Below are 19,319 nucleotides of genomic sequence, written 5' to 3'. Positions count from 1 at the left end.
CGAAAGATGCAGACAAGCCCCGTTCGCGTCCCAGCATGCGAAATGTCGACAAGGCGACGGTGAGCCTGTTCAATGAGGCGTACTGTTCAGCACCGGCCTAGGCCGCTTGGAGCCGCCGCCGTGACCACAGCTTCCCTTTCGCGCGTCACTATATCGGACCCGCCCGAGGCATGACCGCGGCGCCGACCCCAGAACAGATCCAGGCCTGCGACCGTGAGCCCATCCACATTCCCGGTGCGATCCAGCCGCACGGCGCGCTGCTGGCCCTCGACCGCGACAGCCTGACGGTGCGCATGGCGGCCGGCGACGTCGCCGGCCTGCTGGAGGTCGACGCCTGGCTCGGCCGGTCGGTCGGCGCCCTGATCGGCGACGACATGGCGGCCCAGGTCGCCGCCATCTCCAATTCCCGCCCGGCCGGCGGCTTCATCGGCGTGCTGCATCGCGGCGGCCGCAATCTCGACCTCAGCGCCACGGTGCAGGGCGAGCTGGTGCTGCTGGAGATCGAGCCGGGCCTCGAGCGGCCGATGGCCGGCTCGCAGATCCTGGCCCATCTTGAGGCTGCCGCCGCCGCCTTCGAGCGCTGCCCCGGCTTGAAGACCCTGTACGACCGCGCCGCGCTGGAATTCCGCCGCCTGACCGGCTTCGACCGGGTGATGATCTACCGCTTCGGCGACGACGACGCCGGCGAGGTGGTCGGCGAGGACCGCGCCCATCACCTCAAGAGCTTCCTCAACCACCGCTTCCCCGGCTCGGACATCCCCAGGCAGGCCCGCGCCCTCTATGTGCGCAACCTGGTGCGGGTGATCCCCGACTGCGGCTATGCGCCCGCCCCGCTGGAGCCGGCGCCGGAAACCCCGCTCGACATGAGCGACCTGGCCCTGCGCAGCGTCTCGCCCGTGCACATGCAGTACATGCGCAACATGGGCGTGGCCGCCTCGGCCTCGGTGTCGATCGTCAAGGACGGCCGCCTGTGGGGCCTGGTGGCCTGCCACCACGACAGCCCGCGCCTGTTGCCCTACGAAATTCGCGCCGCCTGCCGCGCGCTGGCAGGAGGCCTGGCCCGCCAGATCAAGGCCAAGGAAGAGGCCGAGACCTGGCGCGAGAAGTTGCGGCTGCGCGCCCTGGGCGACGACCTGGCCGCCGTGCTGGCCCAGTCCGACGTCGGCGACCGGGCGCTGGAGGAGCACGCCGCCGACCTGATCGCCCTGGGCGAGGCCGACGGCGTGGCGGTGTTCCGCGACGAGCGCATCGAGACGGCCGGCAAGATCCCCCCGCACACGGCCCTGGCCATGCTGCGCGACTGGCTGCTGGAGGTCGACGCCGGCGGGGTGATCGCCACCGAGCGCAGCGAGGCGGTGTTCCCCGGGGCCGGCGCCTTCAAGAGCTGGGCCTCGGGCCTGATGGGCGTGGTGATCGAGCGCGCGCCCCTGCTGGCCGTGCTGTGGACCCGCGCCGAGGAGGTCGAGGTCGTGCGCTGGGCCGGCGATCCCTACCGCACCGCCAAGGCGGCCCGCGGCGACGGGGCCCTGACCCCTCGCGCCTCGTTCGACGCATGGACCGAGACCGTGCGCGGCCGCTCCCGCCCCTGGAGCAGCTCCCAGACCGAAGCGGCCCTGCGCCTGCGCCAGGACCTCCTGGACCTGCGCCGCGCCCGTCGCACGGCCGAGCTGAACAGCCAGCTGCGCGCCACGCTCGACGACAAGGACGACCTCTTGCGGCAGAAGGATTTCCTGCTCCGCGAGGTGAATCATAGGGTCCAGAACAGCCTGGCCCTGGCCGCCGGCTTCCTGACCATCCAGATGAAGGCCATCGACGATCCGGCCGTCCGCGCGCCGCTGGAGGAAGCCAGCCGCCGCCTGACCGCCGTGGGCCTGGTGCACCGCCGGCTTTATCGCGGCGACCAGCTGGAGACCGTCTCGCTGGACCGCTACCTGGTCGAGCTGGCCGAGGAGCTGGTGGAGTCCCTGGGCCAGGAATGGGCGCGGATGATCCGCGTCGACGCCGCCCCGGCCACCGTCTCGACCGACAAGGCGGTGACCATCGGCCTGGTGGTCACCGAGCTGGTGATCAATGCGGTGAAGTACGCCTATGGCGGCCGGCCCGGCCGGATCGACATCGGCCTGACCGAACAGCGCGGACGGGTGCGCATCTCGGTCGCCGACCAGGGCGGCGGCAAGCAAGGCCCCCGCGTCGGCTTCGGCAGCAAGATGATGGACGCCATGGTCCGGCAGCTGGCCGGAACCCTGGCCTATCACGACAACAGCCCCGGCGTGCGCGCGGAACTGGACGCGCCGGCGGGGTAGGCTCAGACGGCGGCCGCCGGCTCCGGGCCATAGCCGTTGGACCGCGCCTGGCCCGGAACCATGGCCAGCACCACCAGGCCGACCATGCCGACGAACGGGACCAGCACGCCGAGCGCCAGCCACCAGGCCGATAGGTCGAGGTCATGCAGGCGACGGCTCGCGCCCGCCAAGGCGACGGTGATGGCGACGAGGCCCATGCAGATGGCGATGATGTCGAACACCAGCAGCGCGGCCTGCTGGGCGCCCCCCATCCCCATCATAGCCAGGGGCGCTCCGAACAGGCCAAGACCCGGGATCACCAGCCAGACGGTGCTAAGGAAGTCGATCCGGTCACCGCGCCCCCTGAAGTCGAACCAACCCTTCATCCCGTCCCCCTGAGGCGCGCCGAGCCGCGCAACCTGAAATTGCCGCCACCGATCGCTACCGCCTCCCCCCTCGCTGCACAAGGCCGCAGATCGGTGGGCGGGTTCAGGATCGCCACTTTCGAACCCGCTTGCAACTTTGAGAATGATCGTTCATTTTTTTGAGAATGAACGTTCATTCCGCCATCGAAATGTCCAATACCTGAGCCAGGGTGTCGGACATTACAAAAGCGTTATCGCTCTTACCTTAGCTGCAACCCGTACCTATCTCACCCATTCGAAAGTGGGCTCCGGACGCCAAGTTGGCGGCCAGCCCAGGGGATGTTGAACTCATGGCTGTGAATTCCTTGTCGGTGATGTCGCCGGACGGCGGCCTGTCGCGCTACCTGACCGAAATCCGCAAGTTCCCGATGCTGGCGAAGGACGAGGAGTTCATGCTCGCCCAGCGCTGGAAAGAGCATCAGGACAGCGACGCCGCGCACAAGATGGTCACCAGCCACCTGCGTCTCGTGGCCAAGATCGCCATGGGCTATCGCGGCTACGGCCTGCCGATCGGGGAAGTGATCTCCGAGGGCAATGTCGGCCTGATGCAGGCGGTCAAGAAGTTCGAACCCGAGAAGGGCTTCCGCCTGGCCACCTACGCCATGTGGTGGATCCGCGCCTCGATCCAGGAATACATCCTGCGCTCGTGGTCGCTGGTGAAGATGGGCACGACGGCCGCGCAGAAGAAGCTGTTCTTCAACCTGCGCAAGGCCAAGAGCCAGATCAGCGCCTTCGAGGAAGGCGACCTGCGCCCCGAACAGGTCAGCGCCATCGCCACCAAGCTGGGCGTGCTGGACAGCGAGGTCATCTCGATGAACCGCCGCCTGTCGGGTCCCGACGCCTCGCTGAACGCGCCGCTGCGCGCCGACGGCGAAAGCGAGTGGCAGGACTGGCTGGCCGACGACGAGCAGGTCAGCCAGGAGACCATGGTCGCCGAGAACGAGGAAAAGTCGCTGCGCATGACCCTCCTCGAGGAGGCCATGGTCGAGCTGACCGACCGCGAGCGGCACATCCTCACCGAGCGCCGCCTGAAGGACGACCCGACCACGCTCGAAGACCTGGCCGCCCAGTATGGCGTCAGCCGCGAACGGGTCCGCCAGATCGAGGTGCGCGCCTTCGAAAAGCTGCAGAAGTCCATGCGCGAGGCGGCCGTCGCCAAGAACATGGTCGAGGCGTAACAGCCTCCAACCTGCTAAGAGAACGGCCGTCGCGACACTGTCGCGGCGGCCTTTTCGTATCGAGAGCGTCGCCAAGCCGTCACAAACGGCCTTTTCCTCGCCGCCGACGCGCTCTAAGAGCCTCGCCTCCGATTTTTCCGGCGTCTTGCCGCCCCAATTCAAAGACTTCCCATGACCCGTCACGAACTGAAGACCTGGCCGCAGTATTTCGCCGCCGTGCGCTCGGGCAAGAAGCGCTTCGAGATCCGCCGCAACGACCGCGAATTCAAGGTCGGCGACGTGCTGGTGCTGCGTGAATTCGATCCGGCCGAAGACGCCTATACCGGCCAGACCGAAGAGCGCCAGATCACCTTCCTGCTGTCGGAAGAAGACTACGGCGTCATCCACGGCTTCGTGGCCATCGGCTTCGGCGATGTGGTGCACCACCCGAGCGCCGCCGAGGACCACCCGCTGACGGCCGCCGAACTGGCCGAGTGGCACGAGACCGCCGCCGCCAACGCCGCCCTGCGCGGCGAAGAGGCCCGCCGCGTGTCGAAGTCCTACGTGGCGACCAACATGAGCGTCGCCGCCGACCGCCACGGCGCCGTGGCCGCCCTGGCCGAAAGCGACGCGGCCTTCCACGCCGCCGCCGCGCGGATCATCCGCAAGGGCTGAGGGTGACTTGGCGGGCTAGATGCCCGCCAACCAATCCTCGCAACGCAGGCCCTCGACGCGCTCGAACTCTCCGAGGTCGCCGGTGATCACCACCAGCCCCCGAGAGCGCGCATGCCCTGCGATCAGCAGATCATAGCCACCGATCGATCGCCCGGATCGTTCCAGCACGGCCCGGATGTCGGCGGCGTGATCCGCCGCGGATGCGTCGAAGGACAAAACCTCCAGGCGCGCTGCGAACTGCTCCACGGCATTCCGATGATGCTCCGGCCGGGCGGACTTGGCTGCGCCATGCAACAGCTCGGTCAGCACGATCGTCGAGATGCACAGGGCGTCGGCATTCAGGTTGAAGCGATCGCGCAAGCCCATCGGCCGATCCCTGAGCACGCGGATGCACAGGTTCGTGTCGAGCATGTAGCGCAGCATCAGAAGCTCTCACGCTTCTGCGGTGCGGGCTGGTCGCGTTCTCCGAGATCAATGCTCGGCCCGACAAAGAAATCATCCCAAGCTGCGTTCGCGGGCACGATCACGCGCCGCTTTCCGTCGCGCAGCACCGTCACCGAGCGCACTCCTTCGGGAAAGGCCACATCCTTCGGCAGGCGGACCGCCTGAGACCGGTTGGACTGAAACAGTGTCGTTCGGACCACCACGCCCTCCTGGATATACAAACAGTATATCCCAGAGCTTGCTTGACGCCTACCGTCCCTCTCGCGCCGCCTTCACGCCGCTCAGGATCGCCTCGGCCACGAAGCCGGGATCCTCGTGCGGAAGGCCATGGCCGGCCGTCGGCGCGATGGTCTGGGTCGCGCGGGACGACAGGGCCAGGAACTGCTTCTGCAGGTCCTGCGTGACGCCCTCCAGCTCGACCGCCAGCGGCTCGGGTAAGTCGGGGACCATCCGCCATTTCGGGCTGTGGGTCGCCACCACCACCGGCTTGTCGCCCAGCGAGCGCAGCGCGCGGGCCTGTGCGCTGCTGGCGGCGACGTCGAGATTTTCCGGATTGAGGCTGGGATCGCGCGGCATCCGCGTGAGAAAGCCGCGCGCGTCGGACAGCGCCTTCACCTCGTCCGGCGTCGCGGCCGGCAGCCTGGCCAGCCAGGCGTCCATCTGATCGGGGTGGGTCGAGGAGATCAGCACCAGTCCGGCCGTCTGATCCGGGTAGCGGGCGGCGAAGACCTGGGCGTGCAGGCCGCCGATCGAGTGCCCGGCCAGCAGAAACGGCGGCGCGACCTTGGCCGCGCGCAGGGCGGCTTCCAGGTCGGCGGCCACGTCGGCGCTGGTGCGCGGCCTGCCCACCGGGGCCGGGTCGCTCCCGCCCAACCCGGCGCGATCATAGAGGCAGACCCGGACGGCCCCCGACACCCGCGCCGCGATGCGGCCCCAGGCTTCGTCCCCCACCGGCGCACCGCCCATGCCGGCGTCGACCACCACGGTGGGCGCGCCCTGACCCTGGCAAGAGAGACGGATCATCCGCCCGCCGCCGACATCGAAGCGTTCGTCCTGGGCCAGGGCCGGTCCGGCGGTCGCCGCCGACAGCGCGACGATCAGTCCGAGCGCCCGCCGAACATCCATCGCTACACCCCGCCCTCGTCGCCGCGCTCCAGCCCCGCGAGGGTCGCCTCGTCGGCGGCCTCGGCGTCGCTGACCTTGCGCAGCACGGCCTGGCGCAGGGCATAGACCAGCATGGCCGCCAGGATCAGCGCGTTGAGCACGAACGGCGCCCAGCGCACGGCCTCGTAGAGCAGTACGAACAGCGGGGCGACCACCACGTTGAGGCCGTTGATGGCGGCGATGGCCCCGGCCGCGCCGGCCTGGTCCTTGGCGTCAACCGACAGCGAGGCGCCGGCGGTGAAGCCCGGTCGCGCGAAACCGTAGCCCAGCGACGAGACCGCATAGCCGATGGCGACCGCCGCATAGTCCGGCGCGAAGGCCACGACGACATTGCCCAGCGCTGCCACCGCCACGCCCCAGCGCATCAGCTCGCGCGGGCCCATCGAGAACATCCGGATCAGGCCCCACTGGGCCAGCAGGCCGGCGACCGCGCCCGCCGCCATGGCCAGGGTGATGAAGCCCTGGGCCTTGACCGGCGCCACGCCCAGCTTGTCGATGATCAGGAACCCCAGGGTCTGGGTCTGGGCCGTCTGGCAGGTGGCGACCAGGAAGCCGAACAGCAGGAACGGGGCCAGGCGCGGATCGCGCCACAGGCTGTCGCCGCGTCGCAGCGACGGGAAGGCCAGGCGCGCGCGCGGCTGCGGCTCGCCGGCCGTGGCCGGCGGCGTGGTCTCGTCCAGGCCGCGCCTGACGATCCACATCATCACCGCCGCCAGCCCGGCGAAGGCGAACATCGGCCCGGCCAGCCCGACCACCGGCAGCACGAACAGCGGCGCCAGCAGCGGTCCGACCACCGTGCCCAGGCCGAACGCCCCGGCCAGGGTGGCCATGGCCTGGGTGCGCTCTTCCCGCTTGGTGCGGTCGGCCAGATAGGCCTGGGTGGCCGGATTGGCGGCCGAGCCGAACAGGCCGAACAGCGCTCGCGCCAGCAGGAACAGCACGAACACCACCATCGGCGGCATGAGCTGGTGCAGACCCGCGCTGACCACGAAGGCGCACAGGGTCATCGACACGCAGAACCCGCCCAGCCCCAGCAGGATCAGGGGCTTGCGCCCCCGCACGTCCGACCGCTTGGCCCAGAACGGCGAGGAGATCGCCCACAACAGGGCCGACAGCGAGAAGATCGCGGCCACCATGGCGTCGGGGATGCCGATCTGCCGGCCGATGGCGGGAAGGACGGACAGCATGCCCGTATTGCCCAGCGCCGTGGCCGCCGACACCCCGAACAGGATGGCGAAGGCCCGCCGGTTGACCTGTTGATCTTGAGCGGCGGCAGACATCGAACAAACGTTAGAGGGGGTTTGCGTGCAGGGGAAGGCCCCGCTTTCACCTGCTCCTCCCCCGCACGGCGCCGCGCCATCCGGTCGCGGATCCGCAGGTCCGGCCTGATACCTTGGATTAAGCATTAACGGCGATGATGCCGGCTGAAATCCCCGGGGCTCCCTGACGTCATGTTCCAGATCATCGGCATCGTGCTGCTCTTCGCACTCGTGTTCGGCAGCTACCTGATGGGCGGCGGCAAGATGGACGTGATCCTTCACGCCGCACCGCACGAGCTGATGGCCATCCTGGGGGCGGGCATCGCCGCCTTCCTGATCTCCAACTCGATGACGGTGATCAAGGCCACGGCGGGCGGTTTCGGCAAGATCTTCGCCGGCCCCAAGTGGAAGGCCAGCGACTATCGCGACCTCTTGTCCCTACTCTTCCTCCTGACGAAGACGATGAAGTCCAAGGGCGTCATCGCCCTGGAAAGCCACATCGAAAAGCCGCACGAGAGCTCGATCTTCTCGCGCTATCCCAAGATCTCGAAGGACCACTTCGCCGTCGACTTCATCTGCGACACCCTGCGGATGATGACCATGAACCTGGAGGATCCCCACCAGGTCGAGGACGCGATGGAAAAGCAGCTCGAGAAGCACCACCACGAGGCGCTCGAGCCGGCCCACGCCCTGCAGTCGATGGCCGACGCCCTGCCTGCCCTGGGCATCGTCGCCGCCGTGCTGGGCGTCATCAAGACCATGGGCTCGATCACCGAGCCGCCCGCCGTGCTCGGCGGCATGATCGGCGGCGCCCTGGTCGGCACCTTCCTGGGCGTGTTCATGGCCTACGGCCTGGTCGGCCCGATGGCCGCCCGCCTGCAGGCGGTCGTCAACGAGGACGGCGCCTTCTACAAGATCATCCAGGCCGTCCTGGTCGCCCACCTGCACGGCAACGCCGCCCAGATCAGCGTCGAGATCGGTCGCGGCAACGTTCCCAGCGTCCACCAGCCCAGCTTCATCGAGCTGGAAGAGGCCCTGACCCAGATCCCGAACGAGGCCTGATCCTCGCGCGCGATCCGTACACGCCATGATCACGCCGCCGTGATCTTTGGCTTGCAACGGCGCGTGAAAAGCGGTTCCTTGCCTTGGTGCGGCCCGGCCTCGACGCCGGGCCGTCGCCATTTCAGGCCGCAAGGCCAGTCGCAAGGGATGCCCCCGATGACCACCCAAGTCCTCCGCAAGATCCTCATCGCCGGCGCGGCCATGACCGCCCTGTCGCTGGCCGCCTGCGGCAAGAAGGACGAGGCTCCCGCCGCCGACGACAAGGCCGCCGCGGCCGCCGCCGCCGGCGCCAGCGAAGTGACCGCCGCCGACGCCGCCGGCGCCGAGGGCCAGGCCATGGCCGACGCCAACAAGGCCGCCAGCGACGCCGCCGCCGAGCCCGACGCCGTCTCGGCCGCCGAGGCCCCGGGGACCGCCCCCGCCGCCCCGGCCGAAGAGAAGAAGACCGAAGGCCACTAAGGCCTTTCGATCGTTCGAAAGATCCCGAAGGGCCGTCCGCGAGGGCGGCCCTTCTTCTATGATGGCGCCATGACTTCCGACTCTTCCCAATCCCCGCTGGTCTGGCGCGAGGACGGCCTGCCGCAGTCGCGGCTGTACGGCGACGTCTACTTCTCCAGCGCCGACGGCCTTGCCGAGACCCGGGCGGTGTTCCTGGAGGGCTGCGGCCTGCCCGGCGCCTGGGCCGGGCGCGACCGCTTCGTGGTCGGGGAGCTGGGCTTCGGCACCGGCCTCAACATCGCCGCCCTGCTCGACCTGTGGCGGCGCGAGAGGCCGGTCGGCGGCCGCCTGCACGTCTTCTCGATCGAGGCCCACCCGATCACCCGCGAAGAGGCCGCCCGCGCCCTGGCCGTCTGGCCGGAGCTGGGCGAGGCCGCCCAGGTGCTGCTCGATCATTGGCCCAGCGCAGCGCGCGGCTTTCATCGCATCGACCTGCCCGGCTTCGACGCGACGCTTGATCTTGCGGTGATGGACGTGGCCCAGGCCCTGGAGGCCTGGAGCGGCCGGGCCGACGCCTGGTTCCTGGACGGCTTCTCGCCAGCCCTCAACCCGGCCATGTGGAGCGAGGAGATCCTCGCCGCCGTCGCCGCCCGCACCGCGCCCGGCGGCCGCGCGGCCACCTTCACCGTCGCGGGGGCCGTGCGCCGCGGCCTGGCCGCCGCCGGCTTCGCCTGGGAAAAGCGCCCGGGCTTCGGCCGCAAGCGCGAGCGGCTGGAAGCGGTCTTCCCGGGCGGTGTGACGGCGCCCGTTCGCTCCAAGACCCTGGCCGTCGTCGGCGGCGGCATCGCGGCGGCCGCGCTGGCCCGCGCGGCGCGGGCCGAGGGCCTGGCGGTCACGGTGTTCGACGCCGACCAGGCCAAGGCCTCGGGCAACCCCGCCGCCCTGGTCACCCCGGCGCTCGACGCCGGCGGCGGTCCCCGCGCGGCCCTGCCCGCCCAGGCCCTGGCCCGCGCCGCCGCCCTCTATGACGCCCTGCCCGGCGCGGCGCCAGCCCGCGGCGTGCTGCGCCTGGCCACCGGTCCGCGCGATCCCGACCGCTTCGCCGCCGTGACCAGCCAGGACCTGTTCGCGCCCGGCGAGATGATCGTCCTCGACGCCGACGAAGCCGGCGCGGCCCTGGGCGAGCCGGCGGCCGGCGCGCTGCGCATGAACCTGGCCCGGGTGGTCGACCCCGCCGTCGTGCTGGCCGCCTGGCGCGGCGACGCCGTCGCGACGGAGGTCTCGCGCCTGGACAAGACTGAAGACGGCTGGCGCCTGTTCGGCGCGGACGGAGCGCTGCTGGCGACCGCCGACGCCGTCGCCCTGGCGGGCGGCGCCGATCTGGCCCGCCTGTGGCCGCAGGCGCCGATCCGCCCGGTGCGCGGCCAGACCAGCTGGACCGGCCCGACAGACCTGTCCGTGACGCCCGCGGCCTTTGGCGGCTACGCGGTTCCCACGCCGGGCGGCGGGGTGCTGTTCGGCGCCACCCACGACCGGGGCGAGACGGCCAGCGACCTGCGCCAGGCCGACCACGACCGCAACCGGGCCGCCCTGACCAAGGGCCGGCCCGCTCTGGCCGCGCGCCTGGCGGACGCCGCGCTGGACGGCCGCGCGGCGGTGCGCGCCACCACGGCCGACCACCTGCCCCTGGCCGGCGGCGTTCCGGGCGGCCCGGCGAGCTTGTACGTGCTGGGCGGCCTGGGCGGACGGGGCTTCGCCACCGCGCCGCTGCTGGCCGAACACGTGGTCGCGCTGATGCTGGACGCGCCCTCGCCCCTGCCCCGCGACCTGGCCGCGCTGGTCGATCCCGGGCGCGCCCTCTAGGTCAGGCGGCGCGCTCGGCCCGCGCCTTGATCAGGGCCAGCAGGTTGTTCTCCAGGTCGCCGAGGAACACCTCGCCCCAAAGGCGCGAATAGCCGTTGACCGGCGTCTTCATCCAGTAGGCGGTGTGCAGCGCCACCTCGGTGCGGCCATCGGCCAGCGGGGTCAGGCGATAGCCGCCGGTGGTGACCTTGAAATAGGCGCTGTCGGGGCGCAGGTGGCGATCGGTGAAGTCCCAGGCGTCGAGGTCGTCGAACACGAACCGCCAGGCGATGCGCCGGCCCGGCTCCCATTCGGTGATCACCTCGTCGAAGGCGACGCCGTGCTCCCAGCGCGCCAGACGGCGGGCGCCGACGCCCTCGCCGACCAGCCGTGCGCCCTGCGGACGAGGCACGCCCACCACGTCCTGCGACAGGTTCCAGCGCCCCTCGCCCTTCCGGACGTCCGGCACGCCTTCCAGCAGCGGCCAGATGACCTCGGGCGGGGCGTCGACGACGATCCGGCGCGTGACCACGGTGGAGGCTTCCGGGACCGGCAGCCGGGCTTCGACCTGCATGGCCAGCAGCGGCAGGACGGCGAGAGCGACGGCCCGGCTGGTCGCACCCTTGCCTCGGTTGCGCAGCTTGTGGGCCAGGGCCGCGCCGATCAGGCCGCTGCCCAGCCACAGCGGCGAGAGCATCACGACGCAGACGGTCCCCTCGCGCAGCACGATGATCGACAGCACGATCACCGCGCCCAGAACCCAGACCGGGATCATCAGGTAGAAGCCGAGGCTGCGTCGCCCCCAGGGATCGGCGACATAGGCGATGAACGCGCAGACCGCCGCCGGCAGCACCAGCAGGAACGCGAAGCTGACGAGGCCCGAGGGCTGCGTCGCCTGCGCCAGCAGATAGACGCCCAGGGAGAAGGCGAGGCCCGCGGTCAGGGCGAGACCCACCCTCAAGGCGGTGGCGCGGCGGGAATAGGTCGGCGCCGCCATCTCGTCTTTCGGTTCCACGCCGCCCCCTCTGCAAATCCGCCGGGAATATTCCCGGCGCGACAGAAGCCGTCAAAGCAAAAGGCCCCGGAGTTTCCTCCAGGGCCTTCGCATTCGTCAGGAAGCTTGAGACCTCCGTCCGACCTCGATCTTAGAAGTTGATCGAGATGGTCGAACGACGGTTCAGCGGTTCCTTCACGCCGTCGCCGGTGGCGACGGCCGGGGCGGTTTCACCCTTCCAGTCGACAGCCAGGGTCGTGGCGGGCACGCCGGCCGAGACCAGGCCATCGGCCACGGCCTTCGCACGACGTTCCGACAGGCGGACGTTGTACTTCGGCGAGCCCGAGGTGTCGGTGTGGCCCACGACCGTGATCTTGGTCGCGTTGCCGCCCTTGGCGTAGTCGGCGGCCTGCTGCACCACGGCCTGGGCTTCCGGCGTCAGCACGTACTGATCGAACGGGAAGTAGACCACGAACTCGCGGGCCTCGTAAGCCGGCGGAGGCGGCGGGGGAGGCGGCGGCGGGGGCGGAGGCGGCGGGGGCGGCGGGGGCGGAGGCGGCGGCGGCGGAGGCGGCGGGGGCGGGGGCGAGCCGAAGGTGTAGCGGACGCCCAGCGTGATCGAGGTGTCCTTGTAGTCGCCTTCGAACTTGCCGACGTCCGTCACGGCGCCGCCGGCGGGGCCGACATTGCTCGTCACCGAACCCCAGGTGAGGTTCTTGGCCACCAGGTAGCGGCCCGTCAGGTCGATCGACCAGTTCGGGGTCACGTCCCAGGCCAGGCCCAGCAGGCCCTGGTAGGCGAACGCCTGATCGACGTCGTCGATGCTGGTGTTCTGGTAGGCGGCGGCGCCGGCGGGAACGCCGCTCAGCTGGCCGTACACCTTGTTGTGGACCCAGGCCGTACCGACGCCGGCGCCCAGGAACGGACGCCACGACGAGTCGGGCAGGAAGTCATAGATGACGTTGGCCATCAGGGTGGTGGCCTTCAGCTCGCCGTTCGGCTCGCCGCAGGTCGGGTTGGTCACCGTGCGGATCGGACCGGCGGTGCAGAGACCGATCGGCTGCGGACGCGAGGTGTTCTCGCCGCGAACGCCCTTGATGTCGCTGCCGCGGTAGCCGTATTCGCCTTCCACGCGCCAGTTCGGCGAGATGCGGTAACCGAGACGAGCAAAGCCCGCCCAGTCTTCGTCCGTCGAGAAGGTCCAGTCGTAAGGACGGCCGTCGGTGGCGTTCACCGACGAGCTCGCCTCAACGCCCTCGGTCGAGTGGTAACCGACGTCGCCGGCCACATACCATCCGCTCAACGCGCTTTGGGCGGAGGCGCCGGACGCCGCGCAGAGCGCGACGGTTGCGACGCCAGCCAGCAACCCGAATTTCATGATGAGAACCCTCTAATAAAGTTAGCCTGGACGCCCCCCGCGGGGCGGCTTCCATGACGACAAACGCGCGACTTCGCAAATCGGATGTGGCGCCAGCGCCACAGTGGGGGAGTTTCGTCGAATTCTCGACAAAATGGTCCTCCGACGATCGGAACACGGACGTCGGCCGCCGCGAGGCGCAGGCCTTCGGCGCCGCAGCAATGGTCGCGTAGTTCGCCCGCGAAATCCAGATCAACCCTGACGATTATTTCAGATATCAACGACCATCGATCGTTGTTCTACCTGTCGGCGGGCGGTTTCAACCAGGGCGGAGGCGACCGGCGGCGCGTCATGCGCGCCGCCGGTCACGGGCCTTGCGGCGATCGCCCCCACGACCGGCCGCGCTGGCCACCCTCACGTCCCCGCCGCGTTGGAGGATGCGGCGAAGTCCCAGAACGGGTTCGCCTCGACGCCGCCCCCGCCTGTGGAGTGCGCGACGACGCCGAGCCGCCCCCCATTCGCGCCGACGGGGCGAGGGATCGACGACCCGTCGCGACGCTGAGAGCCCGTCTCCGTCGCGAGGGACGGGACGTTTCCGCGAGCGCTAGCACCAGGCCACGCGAACTGTCGCGTCCCAAACCTGGAACGTTTTGTCATTCCCCGGCTCGCCGAGGGCTGGACAGCCCCTGACGTTCGGTTAACTACGACTGGCAAAGATCCACGCGGGGGTGTGGATCGTCTGAGCTTGGTGCCTGAATAGCGTGACGTCGCGTCCGGACCAGTATCCCCTGCTCGACGTCTCCGGGGCGGCGTTGCTGGCGGCGGGTCATTTCATGGCCTTCGTCGATCGGGCCGTCCCCAGCGTCTATGCGCCCGCGCTCAAGGCCCAGTTCCACCTCACCGACACCCAACTGGGCGCCCTGCAGGGCCCCGCCTTCGTGGCGCTCTATGTCGCGGCCACCCTGCTGGCCGGCCATCGCGGCCACCGCCTGCCGCCCGCCCCGCTGCTGGCCGGCGCCGCGGCGCTGTGGACCGCCGCCACGGTCGCCCTGGCCTTCGCGTCGACCTATGAAGGCCTTCTCGCCGCGCGGCTGGTGCTTGGCCTGGCCCAGGCCGCCTTCGCCCCCGCGGCCCTGGCCCTGATCGTCGCCGCCGCGCCGCCCGAGCGGCTGTCGCGCTGGGTGTCGATGTTCACCTCGGGATCCTCGATGGGCCGCAGCGGCGCGCTGCTGGCCGGCGGCCTGGCGCTGGGCGCGTTCTCCGGGGGCCTGCTGAGCGCCTTCGGCCACGCCCCGTGGCGCGCCGCCATCGTCCTCCTGACCCTGCCCAACCTGCTGCTCGTGGCGCTGCTGGCCTGGCGGCTGCGCGGGCTGAGGCCAAGCGCCTCCGACGACCAGGGCCTGGGGCGCGCGATCGCCCGCCTCGCCGCGCGCCCCGCCGGCCTTGGGCTGCACTTCCTGGCGTCCGGCTGCGTGATCCTGGCCGTACAGGCGGCCGCGGCCTGGGCCCCGTCGATCGTCAACCGCGCCTGCGGCCTGCCCCCCGCCGCCAGCGCGCTGCTGGCCGGCGCCGTGGTGCTGGTCGCCGCCCCGAGCGGACACCTGGCGGCCGGCTGGCTGATGGACCGCCGCCTGCGGGCGGGCGGCGGCCCGGCCCTGGTGCTGGCCGGCGGCCTGGCCCTGGCCGTCCTGGGCGCGCTCCTGCTGGCGGGCGCGAGCACGCCGGCCGTCGCCGCGGCCGCCCTGTTCCTGATCACCGCCGGCGGCGGCGGCGCGGCCCTGGCGGCCCTGGCCGGCCTGCAGCCGCTGAGCCCCGCGGGCCTGCGCCCGCCGATGAACGGCCTGTACCTGGCTTTCGTCACCGTCGCCGGCCTGGGCTTTGGGCCCCTGCTGACCGGCGAGGTCAGCGACCGCCTGTTCGCCGGCCCGCACGGCCTGGCCATGGCCCTGGCGCTGGTCACGACCCTGGCCGCCGCCTTCGCCGCCCTGGCCGCCGCCCTTGGCGCATCCCCCTGGCGACGGCTGGCGCGCGAGACCCTTCGGGCCGCGAACGCCTGACATGCCCACCAGCGCCGCCGCCGACAGCTTCCGTTTCTCCAGCGACGACCATCCGGCCGACGAAGCCTTCGCGCTCTACGCCACGCTCTATTCACGCGGTTCCGACGTCAGCCGCGGCGAAGGCCCGTTCTTCGCCCGGGTGCGCGGCTGGCGCCTGGACAAGGTGCTGCTGTTCGAACGCCGCCTGTCGGGCGTGGTCCATGCCCGCCGCGAGCGGATCGCCGGCGACGGCTTCGACCACTTCGTGCTGACCCACGTGCTGGAAGGCCAGGTGCGGCTACAGGTCCCCGGCCCGCCGCGCCTGCTGACCGCGGGCATGAGCGTGCTGCTCGACACCCGGCGGCCGATGCGCACCGAGCACGACGACGCCCTGATCCTCACCGCCAGCGTCGCGCGCGACGTCATCGAGGCGGCCCTGGGACCGGCGGGCCGGCTTCATGGACAGGTGCTTGCCGCGCCCGACAACCTGGTGCTGGCCGACTTTCTCGCCTCGCTGGCCCGGCGCGGCGACACCCTGGCCTCGGCCGCGCTGCCGGCCCTGGGCCGGGCCTTCGTCGACGTCCTGTCGTCCGCCGGCGGCGACGCCGCGCGCGCCGGCCGCGAGGACCAGCGCCGCGACCTCTCGCGCCGCGAGGCCGTGCGCCGCTTCGTCATTCCGCGACTGGCCGACAAGGCGCTGTCGGTGGAGGCCATCGCCGCGGGCGCCGGCATCTCGCGGTCCTCGCTCTATCGCCTGTTCGAAAAGCAGGGGGGCGTGGCCCGCTTCATCCAGCTGATCCGCCTGGACGCCCTGCGCCGCGCCCTCGACGCCCAGGACCCCGCCGCCTCCGACGACGCGGCCCTTGTCCAGCGCCTGGGTTTTTCAGGCCCCGCCCAGATGGCTCGCCTGTTCGCCGACACCTACGGCGCCACGCTGGCGGACTACCGCGCCGCCCTGGAGGACAAGCCCCGCGACGACCCCGGCGCCAGCAAGCGGCGCTGGGACGGCTGGCTGGGGGAGCTGGGGTGAGGGCGGCCGCCTGAACCGGCCCACGCCAGCTGTTGTTCGAGACCGAGACGTCCGACGCCGTCGGCGCCGGCGGCGGAGCCACCGTCAGGTTGACGGTCGCCTCGATCCCCGAGGGCGGCGACGCCCGGCAGAGGCCGTGACGCTGTCACGGACAGGCGCTCCGAGCACCGCCAAGAGCGCGCCAGGGCCAAGAGAGGCCCTCGAGGATGCTTTGCGGGAGCGCGACCAAGGCGCGTCGCTCCGCGCGCCGACGTCGGACCGACCGACGTCACGCGGATCGCCGCAGCCGATACGGCTGCAAGGACGCGGCCGAGGACCTGCGCCCGCAGCGGAGTTCGTTTTTGGGGAGGCTAAGCCAACCATAGTCAGATCAAGCGCGATCACGTGCGCTGGACTTCTGGTCTCGACTTAAAGGAAGGGATGGTGGACGCGACAGGGATTGAACCTGTGACCCCTACGATGTCAACGAAACACCCACACCAAAAGCGCTTTGTTTTATAAGGGTTTCCTAGTCAGCATGTTCCGCTTTGTTCTGCTATTTTCGGGGGTTTTTCGGGGGGTAAACTTCAGATACTGGGTTTGTTCCCCCGAGCGAGTCAAACCGGGGACCTCCAACTGTTGCTTCGCTCGTCACTTCAAGTGTGATGAAGATGGCAGGATCGCGGCCAGGCCGCACCGACCACCAGAGGACTGGCCCTTCTGGCCGGCGCTGGTGGGCGACCGCGCCTTGGAGCGCTAGCGCCATGAACGTCCCTTCCAGCATAATGGTTGGGCCATAGGTCTATTGGACAAACGCCGCTCGTCGCAGCTTCGAGAGAAGCGCGATGGTCGAGGGATCATGATATCCGACGACGCCGAACGGTCCCTACTTCGCGGTGCACGACAGGCTCCGGCAGGCCGGTAGAGCCGCGTTCGGCTGCAACTGAGAATGATCCAGCGCCCGCCTCCCGCCGTATAGAGCGTGACAGAGGAGGCGACATGTTCGACAAGGTCACCCGTGCGGCCGCGATAGCAGGTTTGGTCGCGACGTGCGCGGCGTGCGCCAGCGGCGGCGCCTCGCATTCCGGCTTTCTAAGCAGCTACGATGGCCTGGCCAAACGGCCGGGCAGTGTTCGAGCCACGGTGTACGAGCGCCGCGACGAGACGCTGGCCGCGCCCATCGAACGACTCTGGATCGCGCCGGCCGCGAGCCATTCGAGCCAAGCCCTGTCGGTCGAGGACGAGCACCGCCAGGCGGTGCTGACCGAGGTCGACCGGCAGGTCTGCTACGAGCTGAGCAAGCGCTTCACCTTGATCGACGCCCCCTCCCCCGACGCGGGGACCGTCAAGGTCGGCGTGACCCGCATCGAACTCACCAATCAGGCCGGGGCGGCCGCCTCGGCGGTGGCCAATTTCTTCATCCCGGGCCCGGTCTCGCTGCGGGCGCCGGGCGGGGTCGGCGGGCTGTGGGCCGAGGCCGAGCTCCTGGCGCCGGACGGCGCCCAGGCCGCCGCCCTGGTCTGGAGCCGGCAGGCCATGGTCGTGGGCGCCGACAAGCCGTCGCTGTCGCCGGTCGGAGACGCCCACCAACTGGCCGAACCGTTCGGGGACGCCGTGGCGGCGGCCCTGGCGCCGCGCGACCGCAAGCCTCGCCCCGTGGCGACGCCCGACCCTTGCGAGCGCTTCGGACCGCGCCTGCGTCCCGAAGGGCTGCTGCTGCGCATGACCACGGGCCTCTATCAACCGGAGCTGAGCGGCGCCAAGCCGCCGCCTCGCGACGAGACGTCCGGCGAGCCGGGCCAGCGCCCCTAGAGGCGCACGAATGGCGCCAGCAGCTTGCCCAGCCTGCCGGGCAGCATGATCTGGCCGTCGAGCGCGGCGACGCAGAGGCAAGGCTCCTTGGAGACGACCTTGGGCTGGTGCGTCACGCTCGGGTCGGCCTCCTCGAAGTCGCCGCGCGAAAAGACGCCGTCCTCGGTGGCGTAGGCGCCGTCGATCACGCAGGTCAGTTCGACGCCCCCGTGGGTGTGGCGCGGCGCCGACTGTCCCGAGGCGATCTTCAGCAGGATGACCCGGCAGTCGCCCTCCCGGGTTCCCAGCACGTCGCGAACGTGCACGCCGGGCCCCAGCCAGCGCCAGGGCCCGAGCGCGAACTGGTCGAGGGGCGCGGGCAGGACAGGGTCGGCCGAGGGCGGCCTCGGCTCGGCCGCGGGCTCGTCGGCGTCCAGGCGCGCCATGACGTCGCGCCGGGCGTCCAGGCTGATCGCCTCGGGCGCCTGGTCGTCCAGCAGCACGCCGCCCACGGCCGCGCCGAGCTCGGCCCACGGGCGCGTGGCCGGCCGCAGGCTGAGGTGCGCGGCCACGACGACGGCTTCGGGGAAGCTCAGGGTTCCCGCGGCGAAGGCCAGCAGCCTTTCCTCGCTGGGCTGACGGCGAAGGCTCATTGCGCGTCTCCCCTGTCCCTTTCGATGCAGGCCCGCAGCTTCATCATGCCGAACCGGATGCGCGCCTTGACCGTGCCGAGCGGCACGCCGAGCGTCCTGGATATCTCCGTATGGGTCTGCTCCTGGAAGAAGGCCATTTCGATGGCGGCGGCCTGGTCGGCGTTGAGGCTGAGCATCGCCGCCCTCACCCGCTGGGCGTCCTGCGCGCCGCTGAGGATGGCGTCGGGCTGGGCCGGCTCCTCCGCCTCCAGGTGAAAATCGAGCTCATGCAGGGTGACCGAGCCGCGCCTGAAATGGTCGATGCGCAGGTTTCGGGCGATGGTGAAGATCCACGCCGCCGCCGAGGCGCGCGCGGGATCGAAGAGGTGCGCCTTGCGCCAGACGACCAGCAGGGTTTCCTGGGCCAGTTCCTCGGCCGCCGAGGCGCTGGCGCCGCCGCGCATCAGCAGCGCCTTGATCCTGGGTGCATAGTGGTCGAACAGCCCCGCGAAGGCGTCGCGGTCGCGGCTCGCGCCGACACGCACGACGAGGTCGTCCAGCGCGCGCGAGGAACTCACGGCGTGACGGCCTGCAGGGTGTGCGGATAGGGCCCGAGTCGCATGCATGCCGATGATACGGCACGGCTGCGCTACCGGATCACCGGAAACGAAAAATAGCGCGCGCGGCCATCCGATCGGCGACCTCGGCCGTAGGACCTCGGGACATGTCCAGCCTCGCCCCGCGGCGCGGCG

At 70.7% G+C, this 19,319-nt stretch carries 18 protein-coding genes; 9 read left to right on the top strand and 9 right to left on the bottom strand.

Annotation, left to right across the window (positions count from 1 at the left end; translation table 11 throughout):
- Positions 1-170 precede the first annotated feature (170 nt).
- Positions 171-2,303, top strand: a complete 2,133-nt coding sequence (locus SGCZBJ_RS06390; protein WP_101717170.1) for a histidine kinase dimerization/phosphoacceptor domain -containing protein — start codon at positions 171-173, stop codon at positions 2,301-2,303.
- 2 nt (positions 2,304-2,305) lie between these two features.
- Here SGCZBJ_RS06390 and SGCZBJ_RS06385 read toward each other — a convergent pair whose 3' ends face one another.
- The gene (locus SGCZBJ_RS06385; RefSeq protein ID WP_101717169.1) at positions 2,306-2,668 is read right to left on the bottom strand and encodes a DUF805 domain-containing protein; all 363 of its coding nucleotides are present in this window, start codon (positions 2,666-2,668) and stop codon (positions 2,306-2,308) included.
- A 329-nt stretch (positions 2,669-2,997) separates the two neighbouring features.
- On the opposite strand from SGCZBJ_RS06385, the gene rpoH reads away from it, so the two are divergent.
- Together rpoH and SGCZBJ_RS06375 are read left to right on the top strand one after the other, a co-directional pair.
- Complete coding sequence (gene rpoH, locus SGCZBJ_RS06380) at positions 2,998-3,885, top strand: RNA polymerase sigma factor RpoH (RefSeq protein WP_101717168.1); 888 nt, start codon at positions 2,998-3,000, stop codon at positions 3,883-3,885.
- Between the two features lie 171 nt (positions 3,886-4,056).
- Positions 4,057-4,539, top strand: coding sequence for an ASCH/PUA domain-containing protein (locus SGCZBJ_RS06375; protein WP_101717167.1), 483 nt, complete (start codon positions 4,057-4,059; stop codon positions 4,537-4,539).
- Positions 4,540-4,554: 15 nt separating this feature from the next.
- Here the strand turns inward: SGCZBJ_RS06375 and vapC are convergent, their stop codons facing one another.
- The 4 genes from vapC to SGCZBJ_RS06355 are packed head-to-tail and all read right to left on the bottom strand — an operon-like array spanning position 4,555 to position 7,427.
- Positions 4,555-4,962: a type II toxin-antitoxin system tRNA(fMet)-specific endonuclease VapC gene (gene vapC / locus SGCZBJ_RS06370; protein ID WP_101717166.1), complete on the bottom strand. Its 408-nt coding sequence runs from the start codon at positions 4,960-4,962 to the stop codon at positions 4,555-4,557.
- On the bottom strand, positions 4,962-5,204 hold the full coding sequence (vapB, locus tag SGCZBJ_RS06365; RefSeq protein ID WP_276308934.1) for a type II toxin-antitoxin system VapB family antitoxin: 243 nt from the start codon (positions 5,202-5,204) through the stop codon (positions 4,962-4,964). The genes vapC and vapB overlap by 1 nt, the downstream gene beginning before the upstream one ends.
- A 28-nt stretch (positions 5,205-5,232) precedes the next feature.
- Positions 5,233-6,108, bottom strand: a complete 876-nt coding sequence (locus tag SGCZBJ_RS06360) for an alpha/beta fold hydrolase (protein WP_101717165.1) — start codon at positions 6,106-6,108, stop codon at positions 5,233-5,235.
- A gap of 2 nt (positions 6,109-6,110) precedes the next feature.
- Positions 6,111-7,427, bottom strand: coding sequence for an MFS transporter (locus SGCZBJ_RS06355; RefSeq protein WP_101717164.1), 1,317 nt, complete (start codon positions 7,425-7,427; stop codon positions 6,111-6,113).
- Between the two features lie 171 nt (positions 7,428-7,598).
- Here SGCZBJ_RS06355 and motA point away from each other — a divergent pair, with 171 nt between their 5' ends.
- The 3 genes from motA to mnmC2 all read left to right on the top strand — a co-directional run bounded on the left by motA (position 7,599) and on the right by mnmC2 (position 10,769).
- Positions 7,599-8,468 (top strand): flagellar motor stator protein MotA, encoded by an 870-nt coding sequence (gene motA / locus SGCZBJ_RS06350; RefSeq protein WP_101717163.1) that lies wholly within the window; start codon positions 7,599-7,601, stop codon positions 8,466-8,468.
- A 156-nt stretch (positions 8,469-8,624) separates the two neighbouring features.
- Positions 8,625-8,927, top strand: a complete 303-nt coding sequence (locus SGCZBJ_RS06345) for a hypothetical protein (protein WP_101717162.1) — start codon at positions 8,625-8,627, stop codon at positions 8,925-8,927.
- Positions 8,928-8,996: 69 nt separating this feature from the next.
- Positions 8,997-10,769: a tRNA (5-methylaminomethyl-2-thiouridine)(34)-methyltransferase MnmC2 gene (gene mnmC2 / locus SGCZBJ_RS06340; protein WP_101717161.1), complete on the top strand. Its 1,773-nt coding sequence runs from the start codon at positions 8,997-8,999 to the stop codon at positions 10,767-10,769.
- A gap of 1 nt (position 10,770) precedes the next feature.
- Here the strand turns inward: mnmC2 and SGCZBJ_RS06335 are convergent, their stop codons facing one another.
- A complete protein-coding gene (locus SGCZBJ_RS06335; RefSeq protein ID WP_240621428.1) occupies positions 10,771-11,763 on the bottom strand; it encodes an SRPBCC family protein in 993 nt (330 codons plus the stop codon).
- A 130-nt stretch (positions 11,764-11,893) separates the two neighbouring features.
- Complete coding sequence (locus tag SGCZBJ_RS26345; protein WP_101717159.1) at positions 11,894-13,120, bottom strand: OmpA family protein; 1,227 nt, start codon at positions 13,118-13,120, stop codon at positions 11,894-11,896.
- Between the two features lie 740 nt (positions 13,121-13,860).
- Between SGCZBJ_RS26345 and SGCZBJ_RS06325 the strand changes: the two genes are divergently transcribed.
- The 3 genes from SGCZBJ_RS06325 to SGCZBJ_RS06315 all read left to right on the top strand — a co-directional run bounded on the left by SGCZBJ_RS06325 (position 13,861) and on the right by SGCZBJ_RS06315 (position 17,956).
- Complete coding sequence (locus SGCZBJ_RS06325) at positions 13,861-15,156, top strand: MFS transporter (RefSeq protein WP_133149203.1); 1,296 nt, start codon at positions 13,861-13,863, stop codon at positions 15,154-15,156.
- A gap of 1 nt (position 15,157) precedes the next feature.
- A complete protein-coding gene (locus SGCZBJ_RS06320) occupies positions 15,158-16,165 on the top strand; it encodes an AraC-like ligand-binding domain-containing protein (RefSeq protein WP_101717157.1) in 1,008 nt (335 codons plus the stop codon).
- A 978-nt stretch (positions 16,166-17,143) separates the two neighbouring features.
- Positions 17,144-17,956: a DUF3313 family protein gene (locus SGCZBJ_RS06315; RefSeq protein ID WP_101717156.1), complete on the top strand. Its 813-nt coding sequence runs from the start codon at positions 17,144-17,146 to the stop codon at positions 17,954-17,956.
- Here the strand turns inward: SGCZBJ_RS06315 and chrR are convergent.
- Both chrR and SGCZBJ_RS06305 read right to left on the bottom strand, forming a co-directional pair.
- Positions 17,953-18,588, bottom strand: coding sequence for a cadmium/peroxide/UV radiation responsive anti-sigma factor ChrR (gene chrR / locus SGCZBJ_RS06310; RefSeq protein ID WP_101717155.1), 636 nt, complete (start codon positions 18,586-18,588; stop codon positions 17,953-17,955). The genes SGCZBJ_RS06315 and chrR overlap by 4 nt on opposite strands.
- Positions 18,585-19,145: a sigma-70 family RNA polymerase sigma factor gene (locus SGCZBJ_RS06305; protein ID WP_240621427.1), complete on the bottom strand. Its 561-nt coding sequence runs from the start codon at positions 19,143-19,145 to the stop codon at positions 18,585-18,587. Before SGCZBJ_RS06305 ends, chrR begins: the two co-directional genes overlap by 4 nt.
- Positions 19,146-19,319 lie beyond the last annotated feature (174 nt).

It is taken from the genome of Caulobacter zeae (assembly GCF_002858925.1).
Lineage (GTDB): Bacteria > Pseudomonadota > Alphaproteobacteria > Caulobacterales > Caulobacteraceae > Caulobacter > Caulobacter zeae.
This window is presented reverse-complemented; position numbering and strand designations above follow the sequence as displayed.